The sequence below is a fragment of the Gilvimarinus sp. 2_MG-2023 genome (genome assembly GCF_030547685.1).
In the GTDB taxonomy this organism is placed as follows: Bacteria; Pseudomonadota; Gammaproteobacteria; order Pseudomonadales; family Cellvibrionaceae; genus Gilvimarinus.
Genome location: NZ_JAUOQM010000035.1, coordinates 29,200 through 50,440, shown reverse-complemented (window position 1 = coordinate 50,440; position 21,241 = coordinate 29,200). Strand labels below are relative to the sequence as shown.

The window sequence follows — 21,241 nt, the reverse complement described above, 5'->3', positions numbered from 1 at the left end:
TAATCACGGTTGCTTGGGCCACCTACGGGTGGCCATTTTCTTCCCGCCCCCCATTGAAAATCCACAACTCGACGGCATATACCCAATAATCAACGGTTTTCGAGGAGTACTTACCGTGTTGCGAGTTGGCTTATTTTTATTAACAAATATAGGCGTACTGGTTGTTGCCAGTATCACGTTAAATCTACTGGGGGTAGGTCACATATTGGACGAGTCCGGCAGTGGGCTCAACCTTACCTCACTGCTTATTTTCTGTGCAGTCTTTGGCTTCAGCGGCTCATTTATTTCTCTGTTTCTGTCCAAATTTATCGCTAAAAAAACCACCGGCGTACAGCTGATCGATACCCCGCGCACAGCAGAACAACAGTGGCTACTCGACACCGTCACCGAGCTGGCACAAAAAGCCGGCATTGGTATGCCTGAAGTCGGTATTTTCCCCGCCCCTGAGGCGAATGCCTTTGCCACCGGCTGGAACCGTAACAATTCGCTGGTGGCCGTTAGTGCAGGTTTGCTACAGCGTTTTGATCGCGAAGAAGCTCGGGCCGTGCTAGCCCACGAAATTGGCCATGTCGCTAATGGCGATATGGTCACACTCAGCCTAATACAGGGCGTGGTCAATACGTTTGTCATGTTCTTCGCCCGCATTATTGGCCACACCGTCGATCGCGTGATCTTTAAAACCGAGCGCGGCCTCGGTATTGGTTATTACATTGTGACCTTTGTGGCGGAAATTGTGCTCGCCTTCTTGGCCTCAATGATCGTGATGGCCTTTTCCCGCTACCGCGAATTCCGCGCCGACCACGCCGGGGCAACCCTAGCCAGTCGCGCCGGTATGATTCGCGCTCTGCAACGCCTGCAGGCAGAGACACAGGCGGGAGCACAAAGCTCGATGCCCTCGAGTATGAAGGCCTTTGGCATTTCCAGTGGCTTTGGCCAAAACATGGCGAAGCTATTTGCCAGCCACCCGCCTCTGGAGGAGCGCATCCGTGCTTTGCAGCAAGGCGGCTAAACGGTCGATCGCCATGCATTACGGCCGAATCTGGCAAGTGATCGTTTGGCTGGTGGCTCTTTTTGCCGCCAGCCATGCCTGTGCTGCGCCAGAATTTGCCACCAATGATGAGCGCAATACCATTGAGATTTTCGAGTACGCCAGCCCCTCAGTGGTGTACGTCAACCGACTGCAGGTGGTGCGCGACCGTCGCTCCTACGATTTACTCTCTATTCCGCGCGGTGCTGGCACCGGTTTTATTTGGAGTGAGCAGGGTTATATCGTCACCAACTATCACGTGGTAGAAGGCGCGCAACAAGTCTCAATCACTCTGCCCGACCAGACCAGCTGGCCTGCCAAGGTGGCAGGCTTGGCGCCCGACAAGGATTTAGCCGTACTTAAAATTGATGCCCCTAAAGAGAAACTGCGAGCGCTACCGGTGGGCGACTCCAGTGAACTGGTGGTGGGCCGTAAAGTGCTTGCCATCGGTAACCCATTCGGGCTGGACGCCACTTTAACCACCGGTGTGGTCAGCGCTCTGGGGCGTGAAATTGAAGCGCCCAATCAGCGCAAAATTCGCAATGTCATTCAAACTGACGCCGCTATTAACCCCGGCAATTCGGGCGGACCACTGCTGAACTCCAAAGGCGAGTTGATCGGGGTCAACACCATGATCTACAGTCCCAGTGGTGCCTCCGCCGGTATTGGCTTTGCTATTCCGGTCAATATCGTCAAAGAAATTGTGCCGCAATTAATTGAGTTTGGGCGCTTGGTACGACCGGTATTCGGGGTGGAGTTTGCCCCGGCTTATTGGTCGCGCCAAGCCGGCGTTGAGGGCGTGGCCTTACTTCATGTCGCGCCGGGCTACCCGGCTGCCAAAGCGGGCCTGCAGGGCGCAAAACGCGGCCGCTGGGGACGAGTGGAGCTGGGGGATATTATTATTGCCCTAGACGACACCCCAACCCGCAATCAAGATGAGTTTCTGACGGTATTGGAGGCCAGCTCGCCCGGTGATAAGCTTCAAGTCCACTTCGTGCGCGATGGTCGCTTGCGGCAAACAACGCTCACTCTCGCCGAACCCCAACTGGACTGAACCATGACAGAACCCATTGCCCTGTGCCCCAGCGGCGAGATCGGCGAAAACGAAAGCCGAGGCTTTACCCCGTCGATAAACGGTTCGCCCTACCCTGTGTTTGCGGTGCGAAAAAATGGCCAGCTTATGGCCTATCGCAATCTCTGTCCGCACGCCTATATACCGCTTGAGTGGGTGCCCGATGAGTTTTTAACCTCCGACAAAAGCCTGATTCAGTGTGCCAATCACGGCGCTTTATTTACCCTCGATACGGGTGAGTGTGTGGCCGGCCCCTGCCCGGGGCAATCGCTGCAAGCGGTTGAGATTTCTGAATCTGATGGCACCGTGTATTTACAGACTGCCAACCTATAGCACGCGGGATTTTTAATGTTGCGGGTTTAACCTAGCACTGGGGGTAAACTCGAACTGGCTTAAAGGAGTACCGGCAGCGCCTTCGTTAAGGTAATACGACTTTGCTGGGGCTGAATTTCCGCCTTATAAGCCAGTAGTTCGACCCCGGCGCTCGCCGCTTGACGCAGCGCATTACCGTAAGCAGTATCAATATGATCAGCGGGCCTCACCTCGTCAATGCCGCTGTGCTGCACACAAAACAGCAAAACCGCACGATGGCCCTGCGACTTCATCTGCATCAGCTCGCGCAGATGTTTTGCGCCCCGGGTGCTAACCGCGTCAGGGAAATACCCGCTCTCGCCCTCTTTTAAAGTGACGTTTTTCACTTCCAGATAACAATCGCCGCTGACGCCCGTGAGCAAAAAATCAATCCGCGAGTTTTCCTCGCCGTATTTCACCTCGGCCCGCCACTGATCAAATTCTTGTAGTGGCGCAATAATGCCAGTCTCCAGCGCCTCGCGCACCAAATGATTAGCCCGCCCGGTATTAATGCCCGCCCAGTCCCCATCCGGGGTGGTGGCGACTTCCCAAGTATGCGGGTATTTGCGGGTTTTACTGTCCGAACGGGAGTACCAACAGTCACTGCCCTCGGCGATGCAATTGCGCATCGACCCGGTATTGGGGCAATGAATCGTGATCTGTTCGCCCTGGGGAGTTTCCACATCGGCCAGAAAACGCTTATAGCGCTTGATCAATTGCCCTTTTTCCCAGAGTTTTGTGTCTTGCATACCTATCTTACCCATCCAAACACATTATTATACGGTAAAATGGTAGTTGCTCAGAGCAGGCTTCGAGCAGCGCAAATGCAAAAAATGCTGGCGCAGTAACGGTGAATCTGGTAGCTTCGCTCTCCTTCCGCAGGACTCCCAACCTGGGAGGGTGGAAATTGGCGAAATGCCGAGTGGCACAACAAGTAACCAAGCACTGGTAGCCTTTAGGCGCACCAGCTACAGGAGATCAAGAGGCGTTGCACTATGCCCAATAATTCAGCTCAAGCAGAAAGTTACACACTGCGTACTTTTTCGCCTTACAAGGAGAAGAAAGGCGAAGAATATATGAACGAGAAGCAGTTGGAACACTTCCAAAACTTGCTTCTAGCCTGGCGCAGAGAGTTGATGGAAGAAGTCGACCGCACCATGAGCCATATGAAAGACGAAGCGGCTAACTTTCCCGACCCGGCCGATCGCGCCAGTCAGGAAGAAGAGTTCAGTCTGGAATTGCGTACCCGTGATCGCGAACGCAAATTGATTAAAAAAATCGACTCCACGTTAGAGCTTATCGAAAACGAAGACTATGGATTCTGCGACGCCTGCGGCGTAGAAATCGGTATTCGTCGTTTGGAAGCTCGCCCCACAGCGACCTTATGTGTCGACTGTAAAACTCTGGACGAGATCAAAGAAAAGCAAATAGGCGGCTAATCGCCCCCTGCGACCGGGCGCTTGCGCCCGAGATGCCCCGTGCCTGAACAGCCCACCGCTTACATCGGACGCTTTGCTCCCTCCCCGTCTGGGCCGTTACATTTCGGCTCGCTTATCGCCGCACTTGCCAGTTTTCTCGATGCCCGGCAGGCCAATGGGCACTGGCTGGTTCGCATCGACGATATTGACCCGCCCCGAGAGATGTCAGGCGCCGGCGACTTAATATTACATACCTTAGAGCAGCATGGCCTGCAGTGGGATGGCACCGCCCTGTGGCAAAGCCAGCGCCATCAAGCCTACCAGCACCTCTTACACACTCTTACTAAGCAGGGGCTTATTTATTCCTGCACCTGCACCCGGCAAGCGGTGAAAGCCATGGGTGGCGTGTACAATGGCCACTGCCGCGAGCAAACGCCCGCCTCTGCCGAGCCAAATGCCGCACTGCGACTCAAGCTCTACGATTTGCCTCCGCCTTTGCAACAATTGCCGAATGAATTGGTTTTTGTCGATCAAATTCAGGGGCATCAAAGACAAGATTTGGCGCGCGAGGTGGGTGACGCCATTGTCCAACGCAAAGATGGACTGTTCGGCTATCAATTGGCTGTGGTGGCCGATGATCTGTATCAAGGTATTACCCATGTCGTGCGCGGCGCCGATTTGCTGCCCGTCACCGCCCGCCAGATTCGCTTTTTTCAAATGCTGCAACAACCGGCCCCGCATTATGCTCATGTGCCGGTCGCCGCGTTGGATGGACGCAAACTCAGCAAACAAAACCAAGCCCCGGCGCTGGACAATTCCCGCGCGGCGGACAATATATGGCAAGCCCTGCGTTTTCTCCGGCAAGCCCCGCCGTTAGAACTGCGAGGAGAAACGGTCGAGACACTGTTACAATGGGGCTGCCAACACTGGGCGCCTGAACAACTAGAAGGCACCGGACACACTTTATCGATAGCGGAACCATGAACAATCAACGACTGGTCATACTCTTACTGCTGATCGCCTATATTTTTTCACCCACCTTATTTACGTGGATTGTGAACCCCGAAGGCGCCTGGTACCGTCCCTACATCATGTGGATTATCGTGATTATTATTGCTTACGCCGTACAGGCCCGTAAAAAGCCCTCATGACTTTTGAACTGATCCACGTCGCCCTTCTGTGCCTGTTTTACTTACTGGTCATTTTCGGTATTGCTACCCTCACCGAGCGCGACTGGATTCCACGTAAAATTACCGAGCACCCAATCACCTATGTGCTGTCGCTGGGGATATTTGCCAGCGCCTGGGCCTTTTACGGCGTAATCGATCTGGCCTTCCAGTTTGGCTATGGCGCACTGGCCTATTACTTAGGTACCGGCGCCCTATTTTTATTTGCTCCGGTGGCACTGGAGCCCATTACCGAGCTGGCTCGGCGTCACCAGGTACACTCACTGGCTGATTTATTGGTTTTTCGTTACCACAGCCACGGTATTGGCGCCTTGACGACACTGTGCATGCTGTTGGGCATTTTGCCTCTAATGGCACTGCAAATTCAGGCGACCGCCGACACCATGCATATCCTGACTGTCAGTCGCGCACCGGCCATTCCCGCCGCCGGTACCGGCCTGACCTTTAAAGACTTAATGGCCCTTACCTATTGCGGGATTTTGGCCCTGTTTACCGTTCTGTTTGGCTCCAACCGAGAGCACCATCGCGGCTTGATTACCGCGATGGCCTTTGAGTCTTTGATTAAAGTGTTCGCCTTAACAGCCATTGGTTTGTTTGCCGTTTACGGTGTATTTGACGGTTTTACCGGGCTGGATAACTGGCTGGAACGCAACCCCGAAAATCTGGCACTACTGCACTCACCCATCCGCGAGGGTGCCTCCCATACCCTACTGTTGGTATTTGTCGCCACCGCCGTCACCATGCCTCATATTTTCCATATGGGCGTGGCGGAGAACCCAATTTTGCGCAATACCCGCGCCGTTACCTGGGCTTTTCCGTTATTTCTATTGTTCTTAGCGCTGCCCATCTTTCCCATACTCTGGGCCGGCTTTGAATTATCGGTACCACTTCCTGCTCAATATTTTACCTTGGGTGTCCCGATTATGGCCGAGTCCCCCGGGCTGACCATGCTCGCTTTTATCGGTGGCTTATCCGCCGCCACAGGCGCTGTGGTGGTCATTACCCTGGCCCTGTCCACCATGGTCATGAACCACTGGATACTGCCATTTTTACGCTTGCGTCGCCGCCAAGATATCTACAGCCAGTTGGTCTGGTTGCGCCGAACGGTCATCACTTCACTGTTTATCGGTGGCTACCTGTTTTATTGGCTTCTGGACAACCAACAAAGCTTGTTTCATTTAGCCCTCGTCGCCTTTATTGAAACGCTGCAATTTCTGCCCGGAATCTTTGCCATTGTGTTCTGGGCGCGCGGCAACCGGCGCGGTGTCATCGCGGGCCTAACCGCCGGCACTATTGTCTGGGCCATTGGCATGTTAGTGCCTATGCTCAGTGGGCTGGAAGAGATTGCCGTACCTTTTGGCGATGGCACTTTAAGCGTAGGCATGAGTCACTGGAGTGAGATCACCGTCATTTCGCTGGGCCTGAACACATTAATATTTATCAGCATCTCATTGCTAACCCAGCAAACGGAAGAAGAGGCTTACAGTGCAGAATTATGCGCAGCCGATGAGCTCTCACACCCTGTGCGCCAGGCGCTGGACGCCCACAGCGCGGCGGATTTTAAAACCCGCCTCGCCAAACCGCTGGGCAAAGTAACCGCCAGTCGCGAAGTGGATATTGCCCTGCGCCAGCTGGGGCTGGCCATTTCCGAGCGCCGCCCCTACGCCCTACGTCGTCTGCGCGACCAGCTGGAAGCCAACCTCTCTGGCCTGATGGGGATTCATGTCGCCGGCGAGATTATGGACAATCAACTGCCCTACAAGCTGGCTGAGGCGCGTGATACCGTCGATATTAACCTAATTGAAAATCGGCTATCCCAATACCGCAACCACTTAACAGGTATGGCGGCTGAGCTGAACAATTTGCGTCTCTACCACCGCAAAACCCTACAAGAGCTGCCTATGGCGGTCTGCTCACTGGGGCGCGATAAAGAAATTCTGATGTGGAATCGAGCCATGGCAAATCTGACAGGCATTGCTTCGGAAGATGTTCTTGGCTCCCACCTGGACGACCTGGCTCAACCTTGGTGCGAGTTACTGGTCAATTTCAGCCAGGGGGAAGATGCCCATCTGTATCGCCACGAAATTAATCTCAGTGATCGCCCGCACTGGATTAGCCTCCACAAAGCGGCCATTGAAGGGCCCTCGACCACCCGGCGCACAGCCTCGCAATCGGGCTTTACCAAGGTCGAAGATGATCAGGTTATCTTGCTGGAAGATGTCACCGAAACTCAGCTGCTCGAGCAAGAGCTTATCCACTCCGAGCGCCTGGCCTCGGTGGGTCGTCTGGCGGCCGGGGTCGCCCATGAAATCGGCAACCCAATCACCGGTATTGCCTGCCTTTGCCAAAATTTACGCTACGACACCGACAACCCCGATGTACTGGAAACGGCGGATCAAATTCTCAGCCAAACCGACCGGGTAACCCGCATTGTGCAGTCGCTGGTAAGCTACTCCCACAGCGGACAAAATAAAAAGAGTGCCTTTGAGGCCGTGGTGCTGCGCGAATGCGCGGCTGAAGCCATTGCACTGCTGTCACTGCAAAAAGATAAGCAATATGTGCATTTTGACAATGATTTAGCGGAAAATGCCATTATTGCCGGCGATCAACAGAAGATGATTCAGGTCTTTATTAACCTGCTGGCCAACGCCCGGGATGCCAGTGAAGAGGAAGGACATGTTATCCTTGCAAGCTCTGAGGACGATGACGATATATCCATTACCGTTACAGACGACGGCGAAGGGATACCTGAAGAGCATATCGACCAAATTCTGGAACCGTTTTTCACCACCAAAGACCCCGGAGAAGGTACCGGCCTGGGGCTCGCTTTGGTTTACAGCATCGTGGAGGATCACGGTGGGACTCTGGATATCATCAGCCCGGTAAATCGCGACACCAACCGCGGGGCACAGATCCTGATCAAGCTGCCCCGACACTTAAACTCGCTGATCACAGGGGTGCAGACCATCCCCCGCAGCGAGGCCTAATACAGGCATGAGCAATAGAGTCGAGACGTACTATGACTAAGATTCTGGTAGTAGAAGACGAAGCTATTATCCGTACAGCACTGCGCAAGCTGCTGGAGCGCAATAAATACGTGGTCAGTGAAGCGCCCTCTGTGCGAGAGGCAACCTCGAAATTCAACTTAACGGATTTCGAACTGATTATTAGCGATTTGCGCCTACCCGGCGCACCGGGCACCGACCTCATCAAATTAGCCGGCGATGTGCCTGTACTCATCATGACCAGTTACGCCAGCCTGCGCTCGGCGGTAGATTCCATGCGCATGGGAGCCGTTGATTACATCGCCAAACCCTTTGACCACGACGAAATGGTCAGTGCCGTTAAGCGTGTGATTGGCAAAGCCAAGGCCAACCTCAAGGCCCACCAGGGCGCCGCGACGGGTGACAGCAAAGTCAGCGGCATGATTGGCTCTTCTGAGATCATGAAAAGCCTCTACTCACGTATCGCCAAGGTCTCCCCTACCGATGCCACCGTGTTAATCCACGGCGAAACCGGCACAGGTAAAGAGCTAGTGGCCCGCTCCCTGCACGAACAGAGCAAACGCCATAAAGAGCTCATGATTTCGGTCAACTGCGCCGCGATCCCTGAAACCTTGATTGAATCCGAGCTGTTCGGTCACGAAAAGGGCGCCTTTACCGGTGCGGCCAGCACTCGAGAAGGGCTGGTAGCCGCCGCCGATGGAGGCACTCTATTTTTGGACGAAATTGGCGAGCTGCCCCTCGAAGCACAAGCGCGCTTATTACGTGTGTTGCAAGAGGGTGAAGTACGACCACTGGGGTCCGTGGAGTCACGCAAGGTGGATGTCCGACTGGTAGCCGCCACGCACCGCGACCTGCGCGCTCTGGCCAAAGAAGGGCAGTTTCGCGAAGACCTCTACTTTAGAATCAACGTTGTACAGCTGGAAGTACCACCGCTGCGCGACCGGGGTCGGGATATTCTCAGCCTCGCCGAAGCGCTGCTGATTCGCTATTGCCAGCAATTCAACAAAAACAGCCTCAAGCTGTCGCCAGAAGCTATTCAAGCCATTACCACCTACACTTGGCCAGGCAATGTGCGTGAACTGGAAAATGCCATACAGCGGGCTGTAATCCTCTGCGAAGATGAACGAGAAATCAGCCATGAGCTGCTCGATATTGATTTGGATTTAGTTCATTTAGATGATCAGCCTGAGGGCGAAGACCCTTATGCGCTGGGCGGCAGACGTTTAACATCAGTTCCCAGACACCAAGATCCTAGCGAAGACCTGTCGCTAGAAGAGTACTTTCAACGCTTTGTCTTAGAGCACCAAGACACTATGAGCGAAACTGAGCTGGCGAAAAAGCTAGGCGTCAGTCGAAAATGCTTGTGGGAACGTCGCCAGCGCTTTGGCATTCCGCGCCAGAAATCCACCAGCAAATAGCCTTTCTTGAATCCGGTGCGGGGCTCCTCCCGCACACACTTTTCTCTCTTTTTCAACTGTACCGCTACGTCTAGTAGCAGCAAACCGACTACCTTTTCAGATTTTCAAACCACCAATGCGTGATTAGGTGCCATGTCGTTACCCCACCACCCACACTGTCACCCCAAGAATCTGTTACCCCACTCGCTGTAACGTAACAACAAGGCCGCTCGGGTGTAACCGTTAGAAATAACCAAATCGAATATAATGGTTAGAGAAAATACTATGTGATTGAAATATAAGGAGTTTTCATTATTGGCACAGCAAATGCTTTATAGGGCGAACATAACAACAACAAACAATAAAAACGTAGTCTTACTAATAACAACAACAAATAATTAAAAAAGTTCAAAACTAATAATAACAACAACAAATAATTAAAAAATTTGAAACAACATAATAATTACAATAGACAATAAGAAACGAAACACAACGACAAAAACAACAAACAATAATAAACGTAACACTACAAATAAGAATAAAGATAATAAGAAGAAGACTAAGCTTAAGACTGACTAGGCACCGAAGGATCGCAATTGAAAGGAATGGGCAGGGATGCAGGATTGTGACTAATCCATTGGCTGCCTTACCGCAGCGTAAATCGGCCGAATGCCTTGTTTATGGCAATCGGTGCACGACTGACCTCACAACAAGAAGTGCCGCCCATTCTAACGGGAAAGCTTACGCTTTCCCGTTTTGCTATCTGTACACTGAGCAACTGGCACTAACTACCGTCGTGAGGCTTGCCATGCTAGAATCTGGTTTCGATGGGTCAAATAGGTGAATTCGGCCATACCGATTCAACCTACCCCAATAACTTAATCAAAATGATTTCACCAACACAGTACCCTCCATGTTAAAACGGCTGTTTAAACTGATCTCTACACGCAACGACACTGAACGCCAACAGCCCCTTATTATCCCCCGCGATCAGCACAGCGTCTCACGCAAGCTGCTTAGTCAGGCGGCTATTAGGGTAATGAAGCAGCTCAACCAGCACGGCTACGAAGCCTATTTGGTGGGCGGTGGCGTTCGAGACCTCCTGCTAGGCGGCCACCCCAAGGATTTTGACGTTGCCACCAATGCCAAGCCCGAGCAGGTCAAAAGCCTGTTTCGCAGCGCCCGTATTATCGGTCGGCGCTTTAGAATTGTTCATGTGCGCTTCGGCCGGGAAATGATCGAAGTGACCACCTTTCGCGGCCATCACGAGGCGGCCCGCAACGAACACGGCATGGTGCTGCGCGACAATGTCTATGGCAACGTCCACTCCGACGCCGTGCGCCGCGACTTCACCGTCAACGCACTGTATTACTCGCTGGACGGCTTTGCGGTACACGATTACACCGGCGGCCTAAAAGACTTGCAAAAGCGCACTCTGCGCATGATTGGCAACCCTAAAGAACGCTACGAAGAAGACCCCGTACGCATGCTGCGCGCAGCGCGTTTTGCCGCCAAGCTCGGTTTTAATATTGAGAAGAACACAGCCGCGCCCATCAAATCCATGGCACCGCTGCTAGCCAATATTCCTCCGGCGCGATTGTTTGAAGAGATATTGAAGCTTTTTCTCAACGGTTCGGCCACCGCCACATTTGGCTTGTTGCGCGAATACGGCTTGTACGATCAGCTATTTCCCGACAGTGGTGCGCTGATCGCCGCTGGCGATGAAAAAGCACTGGCCATGGCCGAGCTTTGCATGAGCAATACCGATAAGCGCATCCGGGCCGGTAAATCCATCACCCCTGCGTTTATCTTTGCCGCCCTACTGTGGCCGTCACAACAAGCACTTATGGCTCAAAACCGGGGCATGCCAAAAGGTCAGGCCTTTGCTCAAGCCGCCTCAGATGCGGTAGGCCACCAGCTGGCTCGTATCTCAATTCCCAAGCGGTTTTTAATTCCTATGCGCGAAATTTGGGATTTACAGCACCGCTTAACACTGCGCGGCGGCGGTCGCGCCTTTAAAATGCTAGATCACCCCCGCTTTCGTGCCGCTTATGATTTTCTGCTGTTGCGCGAAGACGCCGGCGAAGATATGGATGGCTTAGGCAACTGGTGGACCCAGTTTCAAGCGGCCGATGAAACCGAACAACAGTCCATGGTAAAAGCCATTAAAGGGCCGACCAAAAAACGCAATAGCCGACGCCCACCGCGCAAGAAGCGGAGCCCGGAGTGAGTGCAGCGGTCTATGCCTACCTAGGCTTGGGCAGTAATTTAGAAGACCCGCGGCAGCAATTATCGCGCGCGATTGAAGCTCTGGCAGAGCTTCCCCAATCGCGCCTGATCAATGTATCAAGCTACTATCGCAGCAAACCTGTTGGCCCCCAAAATCAGCCAGACTTTATCAACGCGGCGGCCTGCTTAGAAACTCAGCTCGAGGCCCTCACCCTGCTCGATCATCTGCAAGCCATAGAGCAACAACACGGTCGCGAACGATTGCAGCACTGGGGGCCACGCACACTGGATCTGGACATCCTGCTCTACGGCGATGCGCATATTGATACCGAGCGCTTGCAGGTTCCCCACCCCTTTCTTACCCAGCGCAGTTTTGTCTTGCTCCCCTTGGCGGATATCGCCCCAGGCATTCAACTGCCTGACGGCCAAAACCTGCAAGCGCTGGCTGAGCAGTGTAACCGTGCAGACATCACCCCTCTCGACCCGCCAACTGGCACTGGTATCGGTGACTCGTTAAAATAAACACCCATGCAATAGGAGATCGCTGTGTCGGATGTGTTCGAGAAATTAGCGCTGGATTTAAGTGGCGTCGAATTGCCAGGCTATATTGCCGTAGAAGGGCCCATCGGTGTGGGGAAAACCACTCTTAGCCGCAATTTGGCCCAGTTATTCAATTATGACCTACTGCAAGAAGCTCCGCAGGAAAACCCGTTTCTGGAGCGGTTTTATCTAGACCCCAAATCCGTAGCCCTACAAACGCAACTGTTCTTTCTATTCCAGCGCGCCGGACAAATTCAGCAATTGCGTCAGGACGATATGTTTAGCCCGACCCGCATTGCCGATTTTATGATTGAGAAGGATCAACTGTTTGCTCAAGTGACTCTCGATGACGATGAACTGGCCATCTACCAGCAGGTGTACAATAAGTTAACCTTAGATGCGCCCCAACCGGATCTCGTGATTTATCTACAAGCCCCGCTGGATGTACTGCAGTCACGCGTGCGCCAACGCGGAGTAAAGTTTGAGCAATCCATTAGTGATGATTATTTAAAAATTCTCAACAACGCCTATACTGAGTTTTTCCACTATTACGATCAGGCGCCGCTGCTAATCGTCAACGCTCAGGATTTAAACTTGGCCGATAACCGAGAGCACTTTCAACAGCTGGTGGAATACATTGTGACGATTAAAAATGGCCGTCACTACTACAACCCCACCCCCGCGCTTTAATACAGGAAACCACACCATGCCTTACGTTCAAGCAGACAACTCAGGCGGTCTGGAGAAACAAGTCACCTTGCAAACCCTGCACAAGATGCGTGGCCAAGAAAAATTCGTCATGGTATCGCTGTACGATGCCCCCATGGCCGCTATGGCACAAAAGTGTTCGGTTGAAGTGGTACTGATTGGCGACTCACTGGGCATGACGGTGCTGGGTTACGACTCCGTGATTCCCGTCACCATGGAGCAGATGATTTACCACGTTGAGGCAGTGGCACGCGGCAACGATAAATCTCTAATCATCGGCGACTTGCCGTTTATGACCTATGCCACGCCAGAGCAAGCGCTAACCAACGCCGCTCGTATTATGCAGGCCGGTGCGCATATGGTGAAGATTGAAGGTGGTGCCTGGCTGGCCGACACCGTTCGTATGCTGTCCGACCGGGGCATTCCGGTTTGCGCCCACATAGGCCTTACCCCGCAATCAGTGCATAAATTTGGTGGTTTTCGGGTGCAAGGACGGCAAGACGCGCGCGCTCAAACGCTTTTAGAAGATACCAAAATACTCAATCAAGCCGGTGCCGATTTACTGTTGGTGGAGTGCGTCCCCTCGGCCCTAGGCACCGAGATTACCCAGCAATCGGACATTCCAGTGATCGGTATCGGCGCCGGTGATCAAACCGACGCCCAAGTACTGGTGATTAACGATATTCTAGGCCTGACGCCGCAGCCGCCGAAATTTTCCAAAAATTTCTTGCGACAAGCCGGCGATATTCCCAGCGCCCTAAAGCTCTATCGCGACCATGTCAAAAGCGGTGAATTTCCCAGCATTGAGCATCAATTCAACTGAGCAACAACTCGGCTTTGGCTTCCCACACTATAGAGAGCGGCTAAGCTTTGCTAGCGCCTTGCTCTCGGGTGCGGTGGGATAAACCTTTAACGTATAAGCTACAACAGCCTTAGCCTTAGCAGGCTCCGCCAAAGGCCCTGCCAGCGCTTGTGCCACGAGTAGATACACCGCCGCCACCTCTGGTGTAGCAGTAACACGCTTATGTAAATTAGCGGTGACTTGCACCAACAAGCGCGGCTCCTTTTTCTTAGTCAGCAATCGGGCCAGTTTTAATGCCGTCGGCGCATGACGCAAACGGTAACCTGCAAATAACGCATACACATCTTTCACCAATGCCAGTGCCTCGGTGTTTTTCTTGGCATCGAGCAAGAGCCCCAGTAAGTAATCGGTATGCTTGGCAAGTGCGTCTGGATCGTTATTCAACCGCATCAACAGACCTTGATAGCGCCGGTGCACTTCAAGGTCGTCGCGACAGACATCCAATAGGTCGCGCATCGGCTGGCGCAAACGCTCGATGTCACCCATTTTTTCAAAGACCGTCATGGCCCCCAAGAGCCGCGCTTTGCGAAATTCATCCCCTTCCAGTTTAGGCTCATTGTGGGACAAGGAAGCGCCGGCAATCGTATCGCGATATTGAAATAAGACATAACCCAGTAACGCATGTAAAACTAACGAAAAATACAGCCCAATGGCAGTCAGTACGGGCAATAACCACACCTCACTCAACTGGGGTTCGAGCCAATAACTCAGCGCCGACGACATTCCCCCGATCGCCGCAGTCATTAGCCATAGGGCAAAATAAGGGCCGATACCGACTTCCAATATCAGGGGAAACAGCCGTGCCGGATTGACCGCCGAGAACATATTTCTGTCGATGGCCAATATCATCACACAGGCCGGCAGCGCTGCGGTAATAAAAACCAAACTCGCCAACCCCAACCATACGCCCGCCAGCAGTGTTGCGGCCAAAGTGCCGGCCGAGAACAGCACATACACGCCGATCAGCTGTAGAAACAACATATGGGGGTCCGGCTTGGCAAGCTCAATCAAGCTCGGTGCCCAGCGCCGCCCCTCAGCCCGCTTGGAAATTACGGTCAGAAAGTACTTAATTGACACGATAGAAAATATAAAGCTGTAAATGTACCCGGGGGCTCCACCGCCCACCAACCAGACGCCTCCGGCGCCAATTAGCATCAATAAAAGCGCATTAAAATGCAGTGGGTATATAAACAAATAGGGAACCACTTGCCAAAAAGGCAGGTAAGCACTGGGATCATCTAAGTCTTTTAGGGGAGAGTGGCACTTAACACAGATTGGACCCTGTTTGCCCCACTGGGGGTTGTAGCCATCGGGTATGCATTGCTCACTGAAGTTTACATTGCAAAGCTCACAGTGCCATGCGGCTCTGGCCCCCTTCACATAATCACATTTTTGCTGCGCCATAGCTCTTTGCTTTAAATCCTTTTGCTGATCATTTATTGGTATATGCGGCATGCGGCGGAGAGCATTTGAACCTCCGCCCCTCATCCCGAACGAAGTACGCTGCGGAATCAGTCGGAACCCTAACAGCCTCTCAAAGAGCCGCTGGGATTATAGCTTAAGGGAAAAAACACTGTAAATGGCGCTCAAGCTGCTAGACCAAAGCTCAAATATAAAAAAACCGACGCTTTGGGGGAAGCGTCGGTAAAAAAGACCATTCTAGGAGTAACTTAAAGGAAAGATCCTGCCGAGCCACTGGGCCCACCGAAGGCGAAACAGGGAAACTTTGCAACCTTCAGTCATTTAAGTATTGACCAGATAGCGTAAACTTCCACCCAAACTCAACATTTCTATTAAACGAAATAGAGATAGCCGAAAGATTAAACAGATGATATGGCTATATATTAAGCCGCCAGTACCCAAAGCTTATACTTACCTCGTCAGGCCTCGCCACGGACTCAGTCCGTAAAATCGACAATATTGCGAATTTTCCCTGAATTTCACGCACAATGACCAACAACTTAAGTGTTTTAGTGCATAACATAAACTCTACGGCTTTCAGAACATCATTCAGGCAGTAAAAGGTCGACCCAAACCAACCGATGGTCAGAGCTCGATTGACGATCTTTCACTAAATAGTGCAACGGCTCTTCTGGCGTGGGCCAAAAAACGCCGGAGGCTTGAGCTGTGAGCGATTGCGATGGCAACACATAATCGGCCCTCATCCCCCAGGCGGCAGTATGGTATTCACTGCCGGGCTGATCAGGGCGAGCCGCACTAGCCCCGGGGCTTGCAGGTTTTGGGTCGTAAACTCTGGGATGGTTTAACAGGCGCTGCATCATAACCCGGCGGCCATCTCCCTCGGTTGCCGAGGCGTTCAGGTCCCCGACAATCACAAAATGAGCCCCCTGCGCCAAACCTCCATACGCGCCGTGATCGTCGTATAAATAATCGGCATTGCCCGCTACATAATCCAGCCAAAGTCTAATTTCATCGTGATTGCGACGGCCGTTGCGATCTTCCGGCCCATCAAACACAGGTGGGGTGGGATGGCTGGCTAGAATATGCACCTCAGTATCACCCACCTTAACCGGCACATCCCAGTGAGATTTAGACGAGAGACGCATCGCTTGCCACTGCTCTGGCTGGTAGTAGGGCTGGCCATCAATCTCAGGCGCTAAAGCGTCGGGCATATCTTGCCAGCGAAAAGTTTGAAAGGTGCGCACCGCTTGGTGAACTATCGGGTAGCGGCTGAGCAATACCATACCGTAATGACCGGGAAAATAACCAAAACCGTAGGTATCGGCGGGTTGACGGATCTCGCCGTCCCCATCTAAGTCGACGGGAAACAGTTCGCCGGTATTCACCGGCGAGGTATACACATAGGGGTAATCTACCGGTTGGTCCCCCACATTCAAAAACTGCTGTTTAAAGTGCTCAATGGTTGCATAGGGCGTTGCGCTGTAATCAAACTCATTGAGCAACACAATATCGGGCCGAACTGCTTGAATCACCTTGGCAATGTTCACAATTTGTTCAGCCCGGGCGTCAAGCGCCTGGGGCAGCACCTGATCACTTAACAGTGCGGAGTCAGATTGATAATTGCGCGCCTCCATACTCACATTAAAAGTGGCCACACGTATGGGCATAGAAACCTCTGTTGGGTTATTACTTTGACAAGCACTCATTAAAAGCATGCCCCATACAGCGACCAACGCCAAGCCTATAAACTTTACTTTCCCGCGATACTCGCCCTTAGCCGTTTTCATTATCCACTCCCCAATTCATAAGAATGGTTAGAGTAACGGCCACTAATGACATAAACATGAAAATTTCTGTCACAGTTTTGTCAAGGTATCGTCACAGTACAGTCACTGAATGTTCGCATTCGTAGGTTAGTGTCAACCAGCCAACACGCAAACAATACTAATAATTTCCCGCCATACAAACACGAATACTGATGCCAACGAAGCATCGGCGGGCTTTTATGTGCGCGCATTGGCCAAACGACCATGGAGCAACCAAACGGGATAAAACTGCCATGAAAAAAAGATTTTTAAAAAACGCATTACCAATCGCCATTGCCGCTACGATGGGTATTGCGCTACCAAGTATTGCACAGGAAACCAGCTCGGCCATTCAAGGGATTGTCACAGACGCTAACGGTCAACCAGTTAACGATGCCAAGATCACCGTTGTTCACGAGCCATCCAACAGCACCAGTAACGTACAGCTGGGCGAATCTGGCCGTTTTAATGTGCGCGGTCTGCGCGTAGGTGGCCCTTACACCGTCACCGTTGAATCTGACAACGGTACCCGTGAAGTTGAGGATCTTTACCTCACGCTGGGTGATGCCTACCAGATCGAAGTGATCGTGGGCGCTGCCATGGCAGAAGAAATGCTAGTAATGGGCAATGCCGAAGAGCAAAACTACGCCGCTGTGGGGCCAAGCTCATCGTTTAGCATACAAGACTTAGCCTCTGCCCCAGCGATCAACCGTGATATTAAAGACCTGGTAAAAATTGATCCGCGAATTTATGTGGATGAAGCTTTTGCCGATTCTATTCAGTGCGCCGGTGCCAACCCACGCTTTAACAGCCTAACCGTTGACGGCGTTCGCATGAACGACAACTTCGGTTTAAACAGTAACGGCTACCCCACCGAGCGTATGCCCTTTTCCTATGATTCCATTGATCAGGTAGCCGTTGAACTGGCACCTTTTGATGTTCAGTACGGTGGCTTTAGTGCCTGTAACATCAACGCGGTCACCAAGGCGGGCGACAACGAAATCCACGGCGGTGTGTTCTTCGATTACACCGACGACTCTATGACCGGTGACTCATTGGAAGGTTCACCGATTGATATCGCCCCATTCGACGAGCAGCGCTACGGTTTCCACCTGGGCGGCCCTATCATTAAAGACAAGCTGTTTTTCTTTGCCTCATACGAAAAACTCGAAGGCGTGAATACCTTTGGCCGCGGCACTGCCGATGCCAATGTCGCCACCCCGGTACAAGGTGTGTCGGCCGATCAACTGGCTCAAATCGAACAAATCGCCAACGATGTTTACGATTATGACCCAGGCTCTTTGCCCTCCAGCCTGCCAGTAGAAGATGAGAAAATTCTGGTAAAACTGGACTGGAACATTTCGGAATCACATCGCGCGTCATTCGCCTACAACTACAACGACGGCTTTAGTATTTCACAGTCTGATGGCGATTCGAATGAGCTGGAGTTCTCCAACCACTACTATGAGCGCGGCGCTGAACTAACCTCGTATGTGACTCAGCTGTTCTCCGACTGGAGCGACAACTTCTCAACCGAAGTTAAAGTCGGCTACCAAGAGTTGGACAACCGCCAGTTGTCACTGGGTGGCACCGAGTTCGGTGAAGTACAGATCACCACTTACAACGATCACGATAATGACGGCAACGATTCACGAGCCACCGTTTATATGGGTTCAGACGATTCTCGTCACGCCAACAAGCTGACCTACGACAGCTTAAATCTGAAATTTGCAGGTACCTACCGCCTCGACCACCAAACCTTCCTGTTTGGTTACGAGCGTGAAACTTTCGATATCTTCAATATGTTTATCCAAGAAGCCGAAGGCGAGTACCGCTTTGACTCTATTGAAGACTTTGCCGCGGGCACCCCTAGCCGCATCACCTACGAAAATGCCGCCGGTACAAACATTAAAGACGATGCTGCCGCCTCGTTTGAGTACGCTATCAACACCTTGTACTTACAGGATGAAATCTTCCTCGACGGTGGCGATCTGCGCATCGTGGCAGGCTTGCGTTACGACTGGTACGAAAGTGACGACGTTCCTGCACAAAACTACGACATCCTAAGCAGTTACACCATCGACAACCGCCAAAACCTGGACGGTGCCGACTTGCTGCAACCGCGCTTGGGCTTTAACTGGAACCTGTCCGACGCACTGGAAATTCACGGTGGTCTTGGCCTCTACTCCGGCGGCAACCCCAACGTATGGATTTCTAACAGCTACTCCAACGACGGCGTAACCCAAATTGAAGTGCAGGATCGCAGCGGCGATTCAATCCTGGATATGGATTACACCGGTGAAGGTCGTCCCATTTACGACATTCCACAGCATATGTACGATGCAGTTGCCAACCGCGAAGGCAGCAACGGCGGCGTCAACTTGCTCGACCCAGACTTTGAAGTGCCATCGGTATGGAAATTGGCATTGGGCACCAGTTACGAGCTGGGCGGTAACACCATCCTCTCGGCCGACCTGCTCTACAGCCAGTACGAAGATGCCGCCATTATCTCCGATATATCTCGCGTACAGACTGGTACCGCTTTTGACGGGCGCCCAATCTACGACAGCGTAGATGGCCGCAGCCAAGACTTTATGCTGACCAACGTAAAAGGTGACTCAGGCGAAGCGATTACCCTATCCATGGGTGTCAGCAAGCACTGGGATTTCGGTTTAGAAACCTCTTTCGGCTACGCCTACACTGAGTCGGAAGATGTAAACCCGATGACCAGCTCCGTGGCTTTCTCCAACTACGTTAACCTGGCGACTGCCGATCCGGAAAACCCAGGTACAGCCACCTCGAACTACAACATCCCCCATCGCTTCACCACCAAAATCGCCTTTGATCACGAATTTTTCGGCGATTATGCGACTCGGGTAACCCTGTTCGGCTCTGCCAATGAAGGCCGCCCATACAGCTACACCATGAACGACGGTTTTGTATTCGGCGACTCAACGGGCTTTATCGAACGTCACCTGCTTTACGTTCCTACCGGTGAGAGCGACTCTAACGTTGTTTACGGTGAAAACTTCGATGTTGATGCCTTCAATGAGTTTGTCGATTCCGAAGGCCTAGACCGCGGTCAAATTATGGACCGTAACGAAATCTACAGCGACTGGTGGATTAAGTTTGACTTGAAAATCGAGCAAGAACTGCCCGGCTTCATGAAAGGTCACAAGTCTTCTCTGTTTATGGTAGTAGAAAACCTGGGTAACCTGTTGAATGACGATTGGGGTGTGCAGTACGAAGCGAGCTTCCCACGCGCACAAACCGCCGTCGATTTCAGCATGGACGACCAAGGCCGCTACGTGTATGAAGAATTCCGCGACCCAGCGGGACAAACACGAGTTGGCGGCGCCAGCCTTTGGGAGCTTCGTATCGGATTCCGCTACGACTTCTAAAGACGGGTAACGGTTTACGGAAAACGGAGAATGGGGGTTGACCCTGTTCTCCGTTTTTCGTTATTCGTTATTCGTGGTTTATCAGCACCAAACACCTAGAGAATTAAGTTAACTGTTCCCGGAATTCCGAAACCGCAAAACGAGCAACGCCGTGAAAGTCCAATAGATTGCTTTGTTAAATGCTATATTGTAATCTATGCGCATACCTATACGCATGAGTACACTTTGATGCAATCTTTATATGACCTAAACGCTCCCAAAAAACCAACAAACCTGAGTATAAACAGTGACTTACTCGCCAAGTCACGCAACCTTAATGTGAATCTATCCGCCACTTTAGAGCAGGCCCTTAAGCAAAAGCTAGCCGAGAAGGGTGCGGAAATCTGGAGACGGGAAAATGCCGCTGCCATAAAAGCTTACAATAGCTTTGTAGAAGAGAACGGCTTATTTGCCGACGAATATAGGCCATTCTAATGGCTCAGTTTGATGTATACCCGAACCCCAGCAAGGTTACAAAAAAGTATTTGCCTTACTTGCTTGATATTCAAAACCCTTTTCTGAGTGATCTCTCGAGCAGGATCGTAATTCCTCTAGGTCTCAAGACGGCGTTAAAAAATGAAGCCTTAGATAGATTAACCCCCGAAGTGTCTTTTGAGGACGCGCAACTTTTAATCCTAACGCCTCAGATGTCTTCAGTTCCAGCTTCAATTTTAAAAAATCCTATTGGTACCTTATCCCATTTTAGAAGTGAGATTATCGGTTCGCTCGATTTTGCGATTTCGGGCATTTAACGCCCGCAACAGCGGAATATTTGGAG

Annotated in this window: 18 protein-coding genes; 15 read left to right on the top strand and 3 right to left on the bottom strand. The window is 52.0% G+C overall.

Annotated elements, in window-relative coordinates:
• Positions 1-115: 115 nt before the first annotated feature.
• The 3 genes from htpX to Q4526_RS07735 are packed head-to-tail and all read left to right on the top strand — an operon-like array spanning position 116 to position 2,432.
• Positions 116-1,009 carry a protease HtpX gene (htpX, locus tag Q4526_RS07745; RefSeq protein ID WP_215976461.1) on the top strand — a complete coding sequence of 298 codons (894 nt, stop codon included), beginning with the start codon at positions 116-118 and terminating at the stop codon, positions 1,007-1,009.
• Positions 987-2,081, top strand: a complete 1,095-nt coding sequence (locus tag Q4526_RS07740) for a S1C family serine protease (RefSeq protein WP_303604071.1) — start codon at positions 987-989, stop codon at positions 2,079-2,081. The genes htpX and Q4526_RS07740 overlap by 23 nt, the downstream gene beginning before the upstream one ends.
• A 3-nt stretch (positions 2,082-2,084) precedes the next feature.
• The gene (locus Q4526_RS07735) at positions 2,085-2,432 is read left to right on the top strand and encodes a Rieske (2Fe-2S) protein (protein ID WP_215976460.1); all 348 of its coding nucleotides are present in this window, start codon (positions 2,085-2,087) and stop codon (positions 2,430-2,432) included.
• A gap of 59 nt (positions 2,433-2,491) precedes the next feature.
• Here Q4526_RS07735 and sfsA read toward each other — a convergent pair whose 3' ends face one another.
• The gene (sfsA, locus tag Q4526_RS07730; RefSeq protein ID WP_215976459.1) at positions 2,492-3,199 is read right to left on the bottom strand and encodes a DNA/RNA nuclease SfsA; all 708 of its coding nucleotides are present in this window, start codon (positions 3,197-3,199) and stop codon (positions 2,492-2,494) included.
• A gap of 246 nt (positions 3,200-3,445) precedes the next feature.
• Here sfsA and dksA point away from each other — a divergent pair, with 246 nt between their 5' ends.
• The 9 genes from dksA (at position 3,446) to panB (ending at position 13,757) form a co-directional block, all read left to right on the top strand.
• Positions 3,446-3,889, top strand: coding sequence for an RNA polymerase-binding protein DksA (dksA, locus tag Q4526_RS07725; protein ID WP_215976458.1), 444 nt, complete (start codon positions 3,446-3,448; stop codon positions 3,887-3,889).
• Positions 3,890-3,928: 39 nt separating this feature from the next.
• The gene (gene gluQRS / locus Q4526_RS07720; RefSeq protein WP_215976457.1) at positions 3,929-4,852 is read left to right on the top strand and encodes a tRNA glutamyl-Q(34) synthetase GluQRS; all 924 of its coding nucleotides are present in this window, start codon (positions 3,929-3,931) and stop codon (positions 4,850-4,852) included.
• Positions 4,849-5,019, top strand: coding sequence for a hypothetical protein (locus Q4526_RS07715; protein WP_215976456.1), 171 nt, complete (start codon positions 4,849-4,851; stop codon positions 5,017-5,019). The genes gluQRS and Q4526_RS07715 overlap by 4 nt, the downstream gene beginning before the upstream one ends.
• Positions 5,016-8,042, top strand: a complete 3,027-nt coding sequence (locus Q4526_RS07710) for an ATP-binding protein (protein WP_215976455.1) — start codon at positions 5,016-5,018, stop codon at positions 8,040-8,042. Before Q4526_RS07715 ends, Q4526_RS07710 begins: the two co-directional genes overlap by 4 nt.
• A gap of 32 nt (positions 8,043-8,074) precedes the next feature.
• Positions 8,075-9,478, top strand: coding sequence for a sigma-54 dependent transcriptional regulator (locus Q4526_RS07705; protein WP_215976454.1), 1,404 nt, complete (start codon positions 8,075-8,077; stop codon positions 9,476-9,478).
• Between the two features lie 892 nt (positions 9,479-10,370).
• Positions 10,371-11,687 carry a polynucleotide adenylyltransferase PcnB gene (pcnB, locus tag Q4526_RS07700; RefSeq protein WP_215976453.1) on the top strand — a complete coding sequence of 439 codons (1,317 nt, stop codon included), beginning with the start codon at positions 10,371-10,373 and terminating at the stop codon, positions 11,685-11,687.
• Complete coding sequence (folK, locus tag Q4526_RS07695) at positions 11,684-12,208, top strand: 2-amino-4-hydroxy-6-hydroxymethyldihydropteridine diphosphokinase (protein ID WP_215976452.1); 525 nt, start codon at positions 11,684-11,686, stop codon at positions 12,206-12,208. Before pcnB ends, folK begins: the two co-directional genes overlap by 4 nt.
• Before the next feature lie 24 nt (positions 12,209-12,232).
• A complete protein-coding gene (locus Q4526_RS07690; protein WP_215976451.1) occupies positions 12,233-12,916 on the top strand; it encodes a deoxynucleoside kinase in 684 nt (227 codons plus the stop codon).
• A gap of 16 nt (positions 12,917-12,932) precedes the next feature.
• Entirely contained in the window at positions 12,933-13,757 is an 825-nt protein-coding gene (gene panB, locus Q4526_RS07685; RefSeq protein ID WP_215976450.1) for a 3-methyl-2-oxobutanoate hydroxymethyltransferase, read from the top strand.
• Positions 13,758-13,784: 27 nt separating this feature from the next.
• Here the strand turns inward: panB and Q4526_RS07680 are convergent, their stop codons facing one another.
• A complete protein-coding gene (locus Q4526_RS07680; RefSeq protein WP_215976449.1) occupies positions 13,785-15,200 on the bottom strand; it encodes a hypothetical protein in 1,416 nt (471 codons plus the stop codon).
• Between the two features lie 602 nt (positions 15,201-15,802).
• Positions 15,803-17,005, bottom strand: a complete 1,203-nt coding sequence (locus Q4526_RS07675; RefSeq protein ID WP_215976448.1) for an endonuclease/exonuclease/phosphatase family protein — start codon at positions 17,003-17,005, stop codon at positions 15,803-15,805.
• 272 nt (positions 17,006-17,277) lie between these two features.
• Between Q4526_RS07675 and Q4526_RS07670 the strand changes: the two genes are divergently transcribed.
• The 3 genes from Q4526_RS07670 (at position 17,278) to Q4526_RS07660 (ending at position 21,215) form a co-directional block, all read left to right on the top strand.
• Positions 17,278-20,424 (top strand): TonB-dependent receptor, encoded by a 3,147-nt coding sequence (locus tag Q4526_RS07670; protein WP_215976447.1) that lies wholly within the window; start codon positions 17,278-17,280, stop codon positions 20,422-20,424.
• Positions 20,425-20,652: 228 nt separating this feature from the next.
• A complete protein-coding gene (locus tag Q4526_RS07665; protein ID WP_215976446.1) occupies positions 20,653-20,898 on the top strand; it encodes a type II toxin-antitoxin system CcdA family antitoxin in 246 nt (81 codons plus the stop codon).
• A complete protein-coding gene (locus Q4526_RS07660; protein WP_215976445.1) occupies positions 20,898-21,215 on the top strand; it encodes a CcdB family protein in 318 nt (105 codons plus the stop codon). The genes Q4526_RS07665 and Q4526_RS07660 overlap by 1 nt, the downstream gene beginning before the upstream one ends.
• Positions 21,216-21,241 lie beyond the last annotated feature (26 nt).